Source organism: Stakelama marina (assembly GCF_018122655.1).
Taxonomy (GTDB): domain Bacteria; phylum Pseudomonadota; class Alphaproteobacteria; order Sphingomonadales; family Sphingomonadaceae; genus Sphingomonas; species Sphingomonas marina.
On sequence record NZ_JAGRQC010000005.1, the window covers coordinates 1 to 14,147 of the forward strand.

The 14,147-nt window shown below is 64.2% G+C and carries 17 protein-coding genes and 1 tRNA gene; 7 read left to right on the plus strand and 11 right to left on the minus strand.

What is annotated here, in order from left to right; all coding sequences use genetic code 11:
* The first annotated feature begins 304 nt into the window (after positions 1 to 304).
* The 4 genes from J7S20_RS15165 to J7S20_RS15180 all read left to right on the plus strand — a co-directional run bounded on the left by J7S20_RS15165 (position 305) and on the right by J7S20_RS15180 (position 2,635).
* The gene (locus J7S20_RS15165) at positions 305 to 550 is read left to right on the plus strand and encodes a hypothetical protein (RefSeq protein ID WP_284055097.1); all 246 of its coding nucleotides are present in this window, start codon (positions 305 to 307) and stop codon (positions 548 to 550) included.
* A 27-nt stretch (positions 551 to 577) separates the two neighbouring features.
* Positions 578 to 1,189: a hypothetical protein gene (locus J7S20_RS15170; RefSeq protein ID WP_284055098.1), complete on the plus strand. Its 612-nt coding sequence runs from the start codon at positions 578 to 580 to the stop codon at positions 1,187 to 1,189.
* A gap of 105 nt (positions 1,190 to 1,294) precedes the next feature.
* Positions 1,295 to 1,837: a hypothetical protein gene (locus tag J7S20_RS15175; RefSeq protein WP_284055099.1), complete on the plus strand. Its 543-nt coding sequence runs from the start codon at positions 1,295 to 1,297 to the stop codon at positions 1,835 to 1,837.
* 27 nt (positions 1,838 to 1,864) lie between these two features.
* Positions 1,865 to 2,635 (plus strand): MobA/MobL family protein, encoded by a 771-nt coding sequence (locus tag J7S20_RS15180; RefSeq protein ID WP_284055100.1) that lies wholly within the window; start codon positions 1,865 to 1,867, stop codon positions 2,633 to 2,635.
* Positions 2,636 to 2,668: 33 nt separating this feature from the next.
* On the opposite strand, the gene J7S20_RS16375 is transcribed toward J7S20_RS15180, so the two are convergent.
* Positions 2,669 to 3,157 (minus strand): helix-turn-helix domain-containing protein, encoded by a 489-nt coding sequence (locus tag J7S20_RS16375; protein WP_430980957.1) that lies wholly within the window; start codon positions 3,155 to 3,157, stop codon positions 2,669 to 2,671.
* 230 nt (positions 3,158 to 3,387) lie between these two features.
* Here J7S20_RS16375 and J7S20_RS15185 point away from each other — a divergent pair, with 230 nt between their 5' ends.
* Complete coding sequence (locus tag J7S20_RS15185) at positions 3,388 to 4,632, plus strand: hypothetical protein (RefSeq protein ID WP_284055101.1); 1,245 nt, start codon at positions 3,388 to 3,390, stop codon at positions 4,630 to 4,632.
* 258 nt (positions 4,633 to 4,890) lie between these two features.
* Here J7S20_RS15185 and J7S20_RS15190 read toward each other — a convergent pair whose 3' ends face one another.
* The 7 genes from J7S20_RS15190 to dapB form a co-directional block, all read right to left on the minus strand.
* A complete protein-coding gene (locus tag J7S20_RS15190) occupies positions 4,891 to 5,118 on the minus strand; it encodes a hypothetical protein (protein WP_284055102.1) in 228 nt (75 codons plus the stop codon).
* Between the two features lie 161 nt (positions 5,119 to 5,279).
* Complete coding sequence (locus tag J7S20_RS15195; protein ID WP_347709244.1) at positions 5,280 to 6,287, minus strand: patatin-like phospholipase family protein; 1,008 nt, start codon at positions 6,285 to 6,287, stop codon at positions 5,280 to 5,282.
* Positions 6,284 to 6,727: a hypothetical protein gene (locus J7S20_RS15200; RefSeq protein ID WP_284055104.1), complete on the minus strand. Its 444-nt coding sequence runs from the start codon at positions 6,725 to 6,727 to the stop codon at positions 6,284 to 6,286. Before J7S20_RS15200 ends, J7S20_RS15195 begins: the two co-directional genes overlap by 4 nt.
* Positions 6,724 to 7,170, minus strand: coding sequence for a hypothetical protein (locus tag J7S20_RS15205; RefSeq protein ID WP_284055105.1), 447 nt, complete (start codon positions 7,168 to 7,170; stop codon positions 6,724 to 6,726). Before J7S20_RS15205 ends, J7S20_RS15200 begins: the two co-directional genes overlap by 4 nt.
* Before the next feature lie 411 nt (positions 7,171 to 7,581).
* Positions 7,582 to 7,658, minus strand: a tRNA-Arg gene (locus J7S20_RS15210).
* Positions 7,659 to 7,737: 79 nt separating this feature from the next.
* The gene (nth, locus tag J7S20_RS15215) at positions 7,738 to 8,394 is read right to left on the minus strand and encodes an endonuclease III (protein ID WP_284055106.1); all 657 of its coding nucleotides are present in this window, start codon (positions 8,392 to 8,394) and stop codon (positions 7,738 to 7,740) included.
* A complete protein-coding gene (dapB, locus tag J7S20_RS15220) occupies positions 8,391 to 9,119 on the minus strand; it encodes a 4-hydroxy-tetrahydrodipicolinate reductase (RefSeq protein ID WP_284055107.1) in 729 nt (242 codons plus the stop codon). The genes nth and dapB overlap by 4 nt, the downstream gene beginning before the upstream one ends.
* A 102-nt stretch (positions 9,120 to 9,221) precedes the next feature.
* On the opposite strand from dapB, the gene J7S20_RS15225 reads away from it, so the two are divergent.
* A complete protein-coding gene (locus J7S20_RS15225) occupies positions 9,222 to 9,926 on the plus strand; it encodes an NAD-dependent deacylase (RefSeq protein ID WP_284055108.1) in 705 nt (234 codons plus the stop codon).
* A 164-nt stretch (positions 9,927 to 10,090) separates the two neighbouring features.
* Here the strand turns inward: J7S20_RS15225 and era are convergent, their stop codons facing one another.
* From era to lepB, 3 genes are read right to left on the minus strand one after another with little or no spacing between them, the layout of a single operon-like run.
* Complete coding sequence (gene era / locus J7S20_RS15230) at positions 10,091 to 10,996, minus strand: GTPase Era (protein WP_284055109.1); 906 nt, start codon at positions 10,994 to 10,996, stop codon at positions 10,091 to 10,093.
* Between the two features lie 10 nt (positions 10,997 to 11,006).
* On the minus strand, positions 11,007 to 11,699 hold the full coding sequence (rnc, locus tag J7S20_RS15235) for a ribonuclease III (RefSeq protein ID WP_430980958.1): 693 nt from the start codon (positions 11,697 to 11,699) through the stop codon (positions 11,007 to 11,009).
* Positions 11,696 to 12,529 (minus strand): signal peptidase I, encoded by an 834-nt coding sequence (gene lepB / locus J7S20_RS15240; protein WP_284055110.1) that lies wholly within the window; start codon positions 12,527 to 12,529, stop codon positions 11,696 to 11,698. Before lepB ends, rnc begins: the two co-directional genes overlap by 4 nt.
* A gap of 116 nt (positions 12,530 to 12,645) precedes the next feature.
* Here lepB and pgi point away from each other — a divergent pair, with 116 nt between their 5' ends.
* On the plus strand, positions 12,646 to 14,145 hold the full coding sequence (pgi, locus tag J7S20_RS15245; protein WP_284055111.1) for a glucose-6-phosphate isomerase: 1,500 nt from the start codon (positions 12,646 to 12,648) through the stop codon (positions 14,143 to 14,145).
* Positions 14,146 to 14,147 lie beyond the last annotated feature (2 nt).

Sequence of the window (14,147 nt, forward strand, 5' to 3'; positions counted from 1 at the left end):
TCCGCCCAAAACTACATCAGGCGCTGTAGTTATTACGCGCTTCGCACGTAACAACTACAGCGCCCGCCTTGCGGATTGGCTCGGCCCCGGTTCGGGGCCTCCAGGCATGACCTGCGAAGCAACGGTCGTGTCGCCGCTCCAGCGGCTCGGGGCGGCTCGCTCCGGCGGGCCTTGGGTTGCGCCAGCCCTTCGGGCGGCGCTGGGACAGGGCTTCTCGCCTGTCGGTCGAAGGATCGCATTGAGCGGAAAAAGACCCTGATCCGGTCCTTCCGGCGCCGGCCGTCCCCGGCATCGGAGACCGAAGATGGTTCCCTACAGCCAGGATGGCGATCCCATCCTCAATCGATATGCTCGCCAGCTCGAGGCTGACGCGAATAACTTCCGGGCGCTACGGCGCCTGCCCTCCATCGAAGAAATGTGGTGCGTACCGACGCCGGCCGCCGGGCCGGACATCGTGCTTGGCGTCGTCGACATCGAGACGACCGGCCTAGGCGACGATGCCAAGGTCATCGAGATCGCGATCACCAAGATCTCGCTGGTCGACGGGTAACTCGCCAGCATCGCGCCACCGTTAGTGATGGTGGAGAATCCCGGCGAGCCGCTCGCCGACGATATCGGGACGATCACCGGCATCACCGATGCCGAACTAGCCGGCCAATCGTTCGACGAAGAGCTCCTCGCGCATGAGCTTTCCGACGTCGATGCCCTAGTCGCATTCAACGCGAAATTCGACGGCCCGCACATGCAGCGCCGGTTTACCGGGCTGCGTCACCCCTGGATCTGCGCCCGCCTTGATTACGATTGGAGGGCGGCCGGATACGAGGGTCGGAGCCAGTCCGCGCTGCTCACCGAGTTCGGACTGTTCTATAAGGCCCATCGCGCAGCGATTGATGCATGGGCACTTGCTGTGCTCATCTCGATGCCTGCCCCGGATGGCCGGACCATCGCCGCGCACCTCGTCGACCGTGGTCGCGCGCTCGAATGCCGCATTGCGGCGAACGCCGCGCCGTTTAGTGTGAAGGACGACCTCAAGGCGCGCCACTATCGCTGGAACGCGCGCGAACGCGTGTGGTCGATTGATGTCAGGCAAAACGACGTCGGGGGCGAAATCGAAGCCCTAAAAGCGATCCATCCGGCAATCCGGCCCAGCCTGTCCGACATCGATTGGTTCAACCGTCACGCCGGGTGAGCGGCGCCCGCTTCCACATCACCATCATCACAATTCGACGTCCGGAACGGAGCGGCAAAAGAGGTCCGCATCCGTGCGGCGTCGCGCACATTAAAAGGAAATGAAATGAGCTTCTCCAACGTCATCCAGCGCCGTCAGGCGCTTGTCTTCACCCTGCGTGTTCTGCTCGGCTACCCGCGTCATCGTCCAATTTCGAATCCGACCGCGTTCCTTGCGGCAGGTCCGATCGACGCGGTCCTACGTCGTCAGCTGCAACGAATGGCCAGCGATCTAGGCCAGGATCTTGTGGTGGTGCACCTTGATCTCGAGACCGAGGAACCAACGAGCCTCTCGCTCGCGATCCGGCGCACCGACACCGTTGAAATCATTACCGGCTGCGAGCCCTATGCAGCGAGCGAAACGGCACCCCTTCAGCTTCTCGGCGACGGCGTCGCTTGGCGGATCGGCGAACGCCACGCGCTGACGGCGCGCAAGCCTCCGGCGGCGAAGCGTCGACCGCGCGGCATCGCCGTCGCGCGACGGCGCTGGCTGAGGGCCGCCGAACAACTCGGTTCTGTTCGCCTCGAAGGCGGCCGCCTGCTCGAGCGTGGCGCAAGCCTTGAAGCCTCGGTCGATACGAACGAGGCACTCGCGGCCGCCGCGGCCTGAGCACTCTTTTAGTCAACAGTGATAACGGTGCCGGTCGATCCGGCCGGCACCGAAACGGAGAAAGATATGCACGTCACAAAGGAAGACGTTGATGCGGTCCGGCGCAAATGGGGGATGCTTGCGAATGACGACGATGCCCCGGATTTCAAGATCAGGCCGATATCCGAGGCATGGCGATGGTCGTCGCGACGCCCGGCGTATCGAACCGCACATTGCAATGTGGCGTATATCTGGCGTGATGCATCGCCTATGGATCGGTTCGGGTCGATGCCGTCGAGTTTCGCGGAGCGACGGTTCGAACTTCGCGGTGCCGGTCTGCTCCTGCCAGCGAGTGCGCCCTCTTGGGCAGCCGAACCGTATCGCATCTGGCAGAACGCCGACGCAGCGACCGCCGCCACCGAAGATCCCACCGCAGTCTCTGCATGGCATGTGATGATGCAGATTCCGGACCGACTGCCAGCCACTGCATGGCGCTCGCTCGTGACCGGTTTCGCGACACGCGAGCTGATCCGCCGCGGCGCGGCGGTCGCCTGGGCGGTGCACTCCATTGAAGCAGACGGCGGATGGATCGTCGCGCCGCACGCGCATCTGATTGTCACGGCTCGCCACTGGCGGAACGATTATCGCCACGGCAGCCGGAACGACCGGTGGTGCGGAAGTTGGGCGCGGCAACGCTCGCTCCAGATGGCGTGGCGCCGTGCGTGCACAGTCGCTTTTCATACACCTGTCAGGGGAGCGGGCCCTATAGGATCGACCGATATTCTTCGCATTTCTGAGTCAACGCCTCGGCCGAGCTGAAGCCTAGAAGCGTTGCCAATGCTTCATTCGTAATTACAGGCTCGTCGTAATCCTGCGAACCTTGGCCTCCTCTAGCAGCGATACGGCGCGGGATAACGGACATTCCCCGCTCAAACCGCGACAGTGTCGCAGAACTGACGCCGGCAGCCTCAGTGCCTGCGCCAACGTGACGCCCGCTCGAAGCCTTGCGTCCCTCAAGCCTAAGCCGAGAGACGCAATCCCGGCCTCTCGCGCCATTACGACCGTGCCCCACCGGGGGCACAGGTCATAGATTTCGACCCCCAACGCGGTGGCAATCAACAGGAGTGTTTCCGCAGACGGACGCTGTCCGCGTTCGATTCTGGCAACCGTGCGATGATCCACGCCCGCCTTTCGCGCAAGTCCGCCTTGCGAAAGTCGACAGGCCTTTCTTTTCGTTGCGATTGTTGTGCCGACCCCGGCTGAAAGCTCAGCTCGTAAAAAAAACCGTTTCGGCGTTGCGCGGCATCTGAACCTTCCTGCCTTTGTCAGCAAATGGGGCACGTTTGCACTTTAGCGGAAGTTGGCGTTCCAAAACAGGTCGTGGCTTCGGTCGGTTCGGCTGCGGCGAAAGGATGGAAAATGAAAACACTCTCAGAAATCGCGCGCCGATGGTCGCGCGCGTCTGAAATCCAAAAGGGAATTCGGCTCGAAGCCGAGGACATCGACAGGATGAATGCGGTTGGCATCGGACTGAACCTGCTCACCGCCGCAGCAGAAGAACAGAGGAAAGCATGCGAAAGAAGGATGACCCCATCGTCTACGAGCGGGGAAAGTATCGGCTCGTCTATGACAGGCGAAAGGATGGGACGCTCCGCACCCCATACCTCCAGGTCGAATGGTATGATGCCGAAAAGCGCCGTGTCCGAAGCCGCTCAACGGGCACGGCGTGCCGTGAAGACGCCGAGCGCCAGCTAGACGCGATATACCTCGCCAGCGAGAAGGGTAAGGCTATCTGCCCCACATGCGGCCAGCCGCTGAACGGCGCCGATAACTACCTCGTCACCGAAGCGATCGAGGCCTATCTCGAAGCCCGGAAGGGGCGGACAAGCATCGGTGCCATCCGACCCCGCCTGGGCCACATCGTAAACTACCTCACCGACAATAGTCTGGTCGCGACGCAGTGCAACGAGATCGATGAGGACTGGATAGAGGATTTCCGCGAATGGAACATTCTTATTCCAGTCGAGCAGGGTAACGGTTCAACCCGCGAACGGGCGCCGGGCACCGTCGAGGCCAGCGTTCGACAGCTCGCAGCTGTCGTCAATTTCGCGAAGCAGAAGGGCCACACGCTTAAAGGCGCGCAGTTCAAACCGAAGAAGGCCGCCGAGGTTAGCCATACACCAACCTATCGGGCCTCGGTTCAAGAGCTTGCGAAGATGTTCCGCTATTGCACCGAGCCCGCCCGCAAGGATGGTGAAAGCGACAAGGCCTATACGAAGCGCATCGCAGGGCGCCGCCAACTCCTGCGATTTTTGCAGATCAGCGTCGCCACTTGGGCGCGGCCGGACGCAGCGCACGATGTCTCGACAGACCCCAGAAGGGGTCAATGGGATTCGCACCGCCGCCGGCTCAATCTCAACCCGCGTGGCCGTGCCCAAACGCGCAAGTATCGTCCCGTCGTTCCGATCGCCCGCCAAGTTGCGCCGCTGCTCAACGAAACCAAAGGCTATTTCGTCACGGTTTCCTCGGTTCGGCAGGCGTTCGAAGCGATGCAGGGTGCTCTCGCGCTACCGGGCGACCGTGAAGCCGGTTTGAAGGTCATCCGGCGCTCCATGGCGCAACTTGGCCGCGACCGTCTCGGGCGGACCGGATGGATCGAGGGCAAATACATGCTCGGCCACCACAGACCGGCCATTTCGGATCTCTACGCGATCGACGAGCCGGGCGACTATCCGCTCGCTCTCGAGGTCACCGAACAGATCATAGACGAAATCATCGCGCTGGCGCCGTTGGCGTTTGGTCCCGTCCAGGACTGAAAGGTGGACGCGACCGGCACTGAGGAGGCCCTGCTGGCCCCGGTCGATGGCCGCATTGCGCCCCAGTTGCGGTCGTTCACCGAGCCAGCCGCAAGTTGTGAAAGCAGACGTTCGTCGAGGTCAGGGCCCCGAACAAGATTGGGGGGGAAGGCGGCCTGACTGCTTTTGGTCCACCAGCCGACCGGCGACGCCCTGCACGACGGGAAGGATTCCGGCGAGAAGCTGCTCGATGTGGCTCGACACGCTGTCGGCGACAATTCACTTGCGCATCGAGCCGTCGGCCTCGACGAGGCGCTTATACCAGTGCGCCAGCGCGGGCTTGTCCTCGAGCGCCGTGCGCTGCGCGACCATTCCCATCTCGGCCATTTCCGCCCGCAGCTTTGCATGGATCAGGCGGGAGGGCTCCGGTGCCGAAGCCGCAAGTGCGGGCTTCAGCTCCTCGATCAGATCCCCCTCGTCGTTCTTGTCAGAGAAAGCGATGAACACGGAGTCCGTGCAGATATAGCGCTTGCCGCTGGCGTTCCACGACGGCGATAAGTCCTCGGGTGCGAAAGCGGTTCTAATGACCGCTTGTAGGTCCTTGCTATCGCGTGCTTACCGGCGACGATTTGCCGCTTGTACGGGCACCTTAATGCGCCAAGCTTGGCTCAGCGCAGGCCGAATAGTTCTCTTGTCGCGTCGACGGCGCTAGGCGCGGTTGCCTCCTCGGCCAGGAACAGCAGGGTCCGTGTCGCCTCTTCGGTCGCGAGATCAAGTGCCAGCACCTCGCCTTGCGCGGGAGCCGGTGTCGCATTAACCCGCAAATAATTACGACCAAACAGCGCGGCCGCCTGGGCGGTGACGAGCTTTTCCTGCGCGTCAAGGGTCATCGGCACCAGGTCGCCTTTCAGCCAAGCGGCGAGCCCGCGGCGGCCGATCAGCGACGGCGCTGCGCCCGCATCCGGCGCGGCAGTGCCGATCGAGAGGATGCGGAAGTCTGGCTGCTCCACGCCGCGCAACGCGGCCAATTCGGCGCAGCCGACGAGCTCAGGCGCGTTCGCGACTAGCCCGCCATCCACCAGTGTTCGCAGATTCAGATCGACGGCTGGGAAGTAGCCGGGCGCCGCTGCGGTCGCGCGTAACGCCACGCGCAACGGCAAGTCCGCGCCAGGCGTTCCAGGCCGGAGCGATGACATAAGGAAGGGTGCCATGCTCGTGGCACAGGTGGCGACCAGCACAAGTGGACGGGGAACATCGGCGACCCTCAGCTCCTTGTCGCCGCCTAGTATAGCATCGATCGCCGCTTCGAGTGCCTTTGCTTTGAACTTGGACTTGAGCAGCCCGCCGAGATGGCCTTTGGGTTTGCGCGCTATCGTCATCCGACCAACCTTGATGCGGTCGTCGAAGATCGCGGGCCCATGCTCGAGTATGGCGTCACGCATCGCTGCTGGGGAGCGGCCGATGGCGAGACCAGCCGCAACCAACCCGCCCACCGACGTGCCGGCAAAGAGCCGAACCCCGGCCATGAACGTCGGTCCGATGGCACATTCAAGCCGCGCAAGAACCTCGGCTGAGAACAGTCCGCGATAACCGCCCCCAGAGAGCGCAAGCACTCGCCACGGCTCTGGCTTCGGCATCGTCTTTACGCCAGACGGTAACTTGGTCGGTCGCCTCATGATTCCTCAATCGCAAGACCGTAGTCTTCTCGCAGCGTGTCGTTCCACTGACGGCGCGGAGTTAGGTAGATCAGGCCTAGGTCAGCCGCGGTGGCCACAACCAGCCGCTCTTCTGCGGACATCTCTTCCGGACCGTAGCCATAATCGTGCTGCAGGTTGAGAAGGAGGACCTTACCCCAATGCTCCAGTGCTTCACCCGACACCGCGGGCATTTGCCCCCCTGACTGGACCAGCAACTTGCGGAAGTTCGCGAGGTTGGTGCGCCATTTGCTGCGCTCGGAGGCCGAGAGCTCCGCGTCGAGTTCGATATCGGCGAGAATCCGCTCGAGCGACACCGCGCTTACTGCCAGGTCTGCCAGTTGGACCGGAGACATGCCAGCGCCACCGGTCACAAGATGGTCGAGCAGATAATCGGTCGCCGCCAAATAGCGGACAGTCATGCCTGTTCGACGAGCCGCGCGCGGCGGAGGAGTCCGCGTTCGGGCGGCCGATGTCGCCGTGCGGGTGACTTCAGCTCAGTCGGGGCATATGGCAGGCGTGAGACTGCGTCGGCCAACGTCAGCCCGCGGCGGTCCTCAAGGGTGGTCATCGCATCAGCCAGATTCTTAGCACTCATAATGACGATGGTCGCACCGTTGCCGGCGGTGACAAAATGGATCTCGCCCGCCGAGGCCTCGCGCAGCAGAGTCGGTAGCTGCGTCCTAGCCTCCTTGACACCCCAGACCTTCTTGAGGCTCATGTCACCCGGCATGCGGCGGTCATGGTCGAGGTTGAGCCGGTGGCCGACGTTGATCTCGACGAACTCGGCGATTGGCGCAAGCTTGTGAATGGTCTCGTCTTCCGCGACTTGCTCGAGCGTTTTCTTTGGCATCGTCGTCTCCACCTGAGTCGCGATTATGGCGAGTGTGACCACCATATGCAATGGCGGTGACCACAACCTTAACGCCCATCACGGAGGAAGGTTCGCTGCCCGGCAGGCTTTTACGAGATGCGCTCCGAAGATCGGCGGACCCAAGGGCGACGCAAGAGTTCGCGGGCAGCCGCCAGGCTGGAACCTGAAAAATGACGGAAGTTGGGACGCGGCGGCGGGCCTGAATGGCTGCTTGTGGTTCTTCCCGACTTCGAATGCCGCCGAAACGGGTGTCCGCTTAAGCTGTATCGTGACCCAATAGCTGCCAGTCGGCTGGCGGCGCAATCGCGGCCGCAGCCGCCCCGATTTCGCATGTTCCACCGCGTTTCACCGGAAACGCACCGGAACCCGAAGCGGGCGGTTCCAAAAAATTGGCGGAAAAGCTGGCGCACCCGACAGGATTCGAACCTGTGACCTCTGCCTTCGGAGGGCAGCGCTCTATCCAGCTGAGCTACGGGTGCGTGGCGCTCGCGCTTAGCATCGGTCGAAGGGCTGCGCCAGCCCGTTTGAAGCGTTTGGCGATATTGCGTGGCCCGACCGTCACCTGGCAGCCTTTTCCTCCGGCGCCGGCGTCTTCTTCTTGAACGCGCAAAGGTCGGCGACGATGCAGCGCCAGCATTCGGGTTTGCGCGCCTTGCAGACATAGCGGCCGTGCAGGATCAGCCAGTGATGCGCGTGCAGCCGGAACGGTTGCGGCGTGGCCTTGTCGAGCTTCAGCTCCACCGCGTGCGGCGTCTTGCCGGGTGCCAGGCCGGTACGGTTGCAGATGCGGAAGATGTGCGTGTCGACCGCGAAGGTTTCCTGACCGAAGGCGACGTTCATCACCACATTCGCGGTTTTGCGACCGACGCCGGGCAGCTGTTGCAGCGCATCGCGGTCGGCGGGAACCTTGCCGTCATGCTCGGCGATCAGCGCTTTGGAAAGCGCGATGACATTCTTTGCCTTGGTGTTGAACAGGCCGATCGTCTTGATGTGATCCTTCAGCCCGTCCTCGCCGAGCGCGACCATCTTTTCGGGCGTATCGACCTGCTGGAACAGCTCTTTCGTCGCGCGGTTGACGCCGGCATCGGTCGCCTGCGCCGACAGCACCACGGCGACGAGCAGCGTATAGTCGTTGACCGATTCAAGCTCTGTTTCGGGGTGCGGATTTTCCTCTGCCAGCCGCGAATAGAACTCGACGATGTCCGCCTTTTTCAAAGCCCGAGTACCTGGTCCATCGTGTAGCGGCCGGGCCCCTGCTTCGCGAGCCACAGCGCCGCGCGCACCGCGCCGCGGGCGAAGATGGTGCGGCTTTCGGCATGGTGCGACAGCGTGATGCGTTCTCCGTCGCCGGCGAAGACGACGCTGTGATCGCCGGCCACCGTACCGCCGCGCAGCGAGGCGAAGCCGATCGTCCCGCGCGCCCTGGCGCCCGTCAGCCCGGCGCGGCCGATGACGCTGGCGTCGGCGAGCGTGGTGCCGCGGCCCCCGGCCGCCGCTTCGCCGAGCATCAGCGCGGTGCCGGAGGGGGCATCGACCTTTTCGCGGTGGTGCATCTCGGTGAGTTCGATGTCCCAATCCTCATCGAGCCGGGCCGCCGCCTCGCGCACCAGCGCGGCGAGCATCGCGATGCCGAGCGAGGTGTTGCCCGTCTGGAGCACGGGAATGGCCCGGGCGGCTGCGTCGATCCGCTCATGGTGCGCCGATGACAGGCCCGTCGTACCGATGACGATTGGCGTGCCTGTCGCCTCTGCGGCGTCGAGATGCGCCTCGATCGCGCCGGGTGCGGAAAAATCGACCAGCACGTCACAGTCGCGCGCAAGTGCTTGCGGATCGCCGCCATGGTCGATCCCGCCGGCGAACTTCGCCCCCGCGTCGGGAATGACATCGGCAATCGCGGTACCCATGCGGCCGAGATGTCCGAAGATACCGATTGCCGTCATCGACTCGCTTTCCCCAAGTTATTCGCCAGGCATCGATCATAGGCGAAACGACGCCGGCGGGACAGGGCTTCCCAGCCCGATTGTCGCACCTATGTTGGGGGTGTGCGCGAGCTACGCAATATCGTCGTCCTGACCGGTGCCGGCATCTCCGCCGAAAGCGGTGTCGCGACCTTTCGCGGCCCTGGCGGGCTGTGGGAGGGGCACCGTGTCGAGGATGTCTGCACGCCCGAGGCGCTGGCGCGCGATCCCGAAACGGTGCACCGCTTCTATGACGAGCGGCGTGCCGGGCTGGCTACGGTCGAACCCAATGCAGCGCACCACGCGCTGGCGCGGCTCGACGCCGAATGGCGGGGCGAGCTGCTGATCGTCACGCAGAATGTCGATGACCTTCACGAGCGCGCCGGGGCGAAGCGGCTGCTGCACATGCACGGCGAGTTGCGCTCGGCACTATGCGCCAATTGCGGCGGGCGGCGGCACTGGCAGGGAGCGCTTGCACCCGGCCGCGATTGCGATGCCTGTGGCGAGGCGATGCTGCGTCCCGACATCGTGTTCTTCGGCGAGATTCCGTATCATATGGAAAGGATCGAACACGCGCTTGCCGACGCCGATCTGTTCGTGTCGATCGGGACGTCGGGCGCGGTGTATCCGGCGGCGGGCTTCGTCCAGAGCGCGCGCCGTCACGGCGCCGACACGCTCGAGCTCAATCTGGAGCCGTCTGGCGGGAGCATCTTCTTCGCCGAGAGCCGGATGGGGCCGGCGGGCGTGCTCGTGCCCGAATGGGTCGAGGAGGTTCTGGGCCGGCCGTGAACCGTCATGCCGAAGTCGTTTCGGCATCCGCTGCGGGTCTGGCGCGGGCGTCGATTGTCGGGAACCGCGCCAAGCGGCACGGTGGACCCTGAAACGAGTTCAGGATGACGACGTGGTCGGTTTTTCGCGGAGAAAGTGCAGACGGGGGCGAGCCGGAGACGGCTTCAGTCCGCCCAGTCGAGGCCGATTTCCTGATAGAGGCCGCGATCGTCTTCCCAGCCGGGCTTTACCTTGACGTGCAGATAGAGGTGGACGCGCGCGCCCATCAGCTTTTGCAGTTCGGCGCGCGCGGTGGCGCCGATTTCCTTGATCCGCTGCCCGCCCTTGCCGAGGATGATCGCGCGCTGGCTTTCGCGCTCGACGAGGATCTGCTGGTGGATTTCGACCGATCCGTCCTCGCGCTCCTTGTAGCGTTCGGTCTCGATCGCGCTGGCATAGGGAAGTTCGGCGTGGAGCTGCAGATACAGCTGCTCGCGCGTGATCTCGGCAGCGAGCATGCGGTCGGTCGCGTCCGACACCTGATCCGCCGGGAAATGCCACGGCCCTGCCGGCATGCGCGAGGCGAGCGCCGATTTGAGTTCGGGCACGCCGTCGCCGGTCGTCGCGCTGACGAAGAAGGTTTCGTCGAAGGCGAACTGTTCGTTGAGTTTTGCGGCATGGCCGAGCAGGCGCGGCTTGTCGGCGATATCGACCTTGTTAAGGACGAGGATCTTGGGCTCGCGCCGTTCGGCGAGCGCCTCCGCGATCGGGAGCACCTTGGGGCCGAGGCCACCCTTGGCATCGACGACGAACGCGATCGCATCGGCTCCTTCGGCACCGCCCCATGCGGCAGCGACCATCGCGCGGTCGAGCCGGCGGCGCGGATCGAAGATGCCGGGCGTATCGACGAGCAGGATTTGCGTATCGTCCTCGATGGCGATGCCCATCAGCCGTGTTCGCGTCGTCTGCGCCTTGGGACTGACGATCGCGACCTTCTGGCCGACGAGATGGTTCACGAGCGTCGATTTGCCGGCATTGGGGGCGCCGACGACGGCGACGAGGCCGCAGCGGGTTTCGGTCGATTCGGTCATTGCAGCGCCCTTAGCCCGATTTGGCTTTGCTTGTCGCCTCGAGTTGCGCGAGCAGCGCCTTGGCCGCCGCGGTTTCCGCTTCCTGTTTCGACGTGCCCTTGCCGGTCGCTTCGGCGAGCTTGCCGATGGCAACGCGGACCGTGAAATGCGGCGCATGGTGCGGGCCGGAGCGATCGACGACGCTATATTCGGGCGGGCGGCGATTGTGCGCGGCGGCCCATTCCTGAAGCCCGGACTTGGGGTGGGTGGGCGCGCGCGTCTGCGCATCGATGCGGTCGCCCCACGCGCTGCGGACGAAGTCGCGCACCTTGTCCAGCCCCGCTTCGAGATAGAGCGCGCCGAGCAGCGCCTCCATCACGTCGCCGAGAACATTGTCGCTGTGCGCGGCGCCGTCGTCGCGCGCCTGCTTGCCCAGCCTGAGATGCGGCACGACGCCTGCCTCGCGCGCGATTTCGGCGCAGGTCGCGCCCGATACGAGTACGTTCAGGCGGCGCGAAAGCGACCCTTCGGGTTCGTTGCGAAAGCGTTCGAACAGCCATTCGGCGATGATGAGCCCCAGCACGCGGTCGCCGAGAAATTCGAGCCGTTCGTAATTGGCCTTGCCCTGGCTGCCATGGGTAAGCGCACGCTCGAACCGGTCGCGGTCGCTCGGTGCGCAACCGAACGTCGCCTCCAGCCAGTCGCGCAGATCGGGGTCGTTCAAAAACCCTCCCCGATCCGGTTCCAGCGCGTCGCGGAGAACCACGTCCAGGGCAACACCCAGCTCGCCGTGCCGTCGGTCGACCAGAAGTTGACCACCGCCTTGCCCTCGAGATTCTTGATCGGCACGAAGCCGATACCTTCGCCCTCTACCTGCGGAAAGCGGCTGTCCTCGCTATTGTCGCGGTTGTCGCCCATCAGGAAGACATGGCCGGCGGGCACGGTATAGACCTGCGTGTCGTCTGCGATCGGCTGGTTGCCGAGATCGAGCACCTTGTAGCTGTACCCGCTGGGCAGTGTCTCGCGGTACTGCGGATAGTGGCAGATCGTCTTGCCGTTTTCGATTCGCTGGAAGACCGGCTCGCACGAGAAATTGGGCGTCACCGGCAGCGTGAAATCGGCGATGCGGACCTTGGGGATCGGCTTGCCGTTGAGGATGACCTGGCCGTTCCTGACCTGCACGGTATCGCCCGGCAGGCCGATGACGCGCTTGATCCAGTCCTCCTTGTTGGCGGGCGGCGCCTTGAACACCACCACGTCGCCGCGCTTGGGCGTGCCGGGAAGTATCCGCCCGGGAATCAGCGGCATGCTGAACGGCAGCGAATATTTCGAATAGCCGTAATTCCACTTGGTGATGAAGATGTAATCGCCGATCAGCAGGCGCGGCAGCATCGACCCCGACGGGATGACGAAGGGCGAGATGATGAAGCTGCGGATGATGAAGACGATCAGCACCAGCTTGACGACGAACCACGCGGTGTCGCGCGCTTCCGAATGCGGCTTGGCCGGTTTTGCCGATGCGCTGGGCGCGGCGGGATCTGCACTGTCTGCCATGCGCCAATGCTCTGCTGCGCGGAACCCAAGCCGTCAAGCCGCGCGTTACCGCTGGCAAGGCCGGCCGCGCGACGTTAGGGAAGCGCCGGCACCCCTTGGCTCGACAGGAGAATGACATGGCGAACGGCGACTGGTCGGCAATCGAGAAGCTGGAGCGCAAGCCGCTCGCGGAGCTTTTCGCGGACGATGCGAACCGCGTGTCGCTGCTGAGTCTCGATGTCGCGGGCATCCATTTCGACTGGGCCAAGACGCATCTGACCGCCGATGCGATCGACGCCTTCATCGCGCGCGCCGATGCGGCGGGCCTCGCCGAAAAACGCGATGCGCTGTTCGCCGGCGAAACCGTCAACGTGACCGAGGGCCGGGCCGCCGAACACACCGCCGAACGCGGCGAGGGCGCATCGGACAGCGTCGATCTCGCCAAAAGCTTCCATGCCCGGATGCGCGCGCTCATCGATGCGATAGAGGCCGATGCGCTCGGTCCCATACGCCATATCCTCCATGTCGGCATTGGCGGATCGGCGCTGGGGCCGGATCTGCTCGTCGATGCGCTGGGACGCGACAGCGACCGGTACGATGTCGCGATCGTCTCGAACGTCGATGGCGTCGCGCTGGAAGAGGCGTTTGCCAGGTTCGATCCGCAGGCGACGCTGCTCGTCGTCGCATCGAAGACCTTTACCACGACCGAGACGATGCTGAACGCGAACAGCGCGATTTCGTGGATGCGCCACGGCGGCGTTGCCGATCCCTATGGCAAGGTGGTGGCGCTGACCGCATCGCCCGACAAGGCGGTCGACTGGGGCGTCGACGAAACGCGTATCCTGCCATTTTCGGAAAGCGTCGGCGGGCGGTATTCGCTGTGGTCGTCGATCGGTTTTCCCGCCGCGCTGGGCCTTGGCTGGGACGTGTTCGAGGAACTGCTCGAAGGCGCGGCCGAGATGGACCGCCATTTCCGGTTTACCGATCTGAACGCCAACGCACCGGTGCTCGCGGCGTTCGCAGACCTGTATTACACGCAGGTCCGCGGCTGCGAGACGCGCGCGGTGTTCGCCTATGACGAACGGCTGCGGCTGCTGCCCGATTATCTCCAGCAGCTCGAAATGGAATCGAACGGCAAGGGCGTGACCGCCGAGGGCGAGAAGCTCGACCGGCCGAGCGCGCCGATCACCTGGGGCGGTGTCGGCACCGATGCGCAGCATGCGGTGTTCCAGCTTCTCCACCAGGGCACGCATCTGGTGCCCGTCGAATTCGTAGCGGCGGTCGAGCCGGGCGACGCGCTCGACCCTGATCATCACCGTCAGCTGCTGCTCAACGCCTTTGCACAAGGCGCCGCGCTGATGAAGGGGCGTGAAAATGCCGATGCGGCACGCGCCTATCCCGGCGACCGGCCATCCTCGACGCTGCTTCTCGACACGCTCGACCCGCGCACACTCGGCGCACTCATAGCGTTCTACGAACACCGCACCTTCGTGAACGCAGTGCTGCTCGGCATCAATCCGTTCGACCAGTTCGGCGTCGAGCTCGGCAAGGAAATGGCCAAGGCGGCAGGCGAGGGCGACCTCGACTTCGATGCTTCGACCAACGATCTGCTCGCACGCTCCTTTGGCGACGACTGACC

Coding starts and splice junctions, on each gene's coding strand:
- era (WP_284055109.1), bottom strand. CDS start 10,996: ATGACCGAATCGACCGAAACCCGCTGCGGCCTCGTCGCCGTCGTCGGC.
- J7S20_RS15185 (WP_284055101.1), top strand. CDS start 3,388: ATGCGAAAGAAGGATGACCCCATCGTCTACGAGCGGGGAAAGTATCGG.
- pgi (WP_284055111.1), top strand. CDS start 12,646: ATGGCGAACGGCGACTGGTCGGCAATCGAGAAGCTGGAGCGCAAGCCG.
- J7S20_RS15165 (WP_284055097.1), top strand. CDS start 305: ATGGTTCCCTACAGCCAGGATGGCGATCCCATCCTCAATCGATATGCT.
- J7S20_RS15170 (WP_284055098.1), top strand. CDS start 578: ATGGTGGAGAATCCCGGCGAGCCGCTCGCCGACGATATCGGGACGATC.
- J7S20_RS15200 (WP_284055104.1), bottom strand. CDS start 6,727: ATGACTGTCCGCTATTTGGCGGCGACCGATTATCTGCTCGACCATCTT.
- J7S20_RS15175 (WP_284055099.1), top strand. CDS start 1,295: ATGAGCTTCTCCAACGTCATCCAGCGCCGTCAGGCGCTTGTCTTCACC.
- dapB (WP_284055107.1), bottom strand. CDS start 9,119: ATGACGGCAATCGGTATCTTCGGACATCTCGGCCGCATGGGTACCGCG.
- lepB (WP_284055110.1), bottom strand. CDS start 12,529: ATGGCAGACAGTGCAGATCCCGCCGCGCCCAGCGCATCGGCAAAACCG.
- J7S20_RS15195 (WP_347709244.1), bottom strand. CDS start 6,287: ATGAGGCGACCGACCAAGTTACCGTCTGGCGTAAAGACGATGCCGAAG.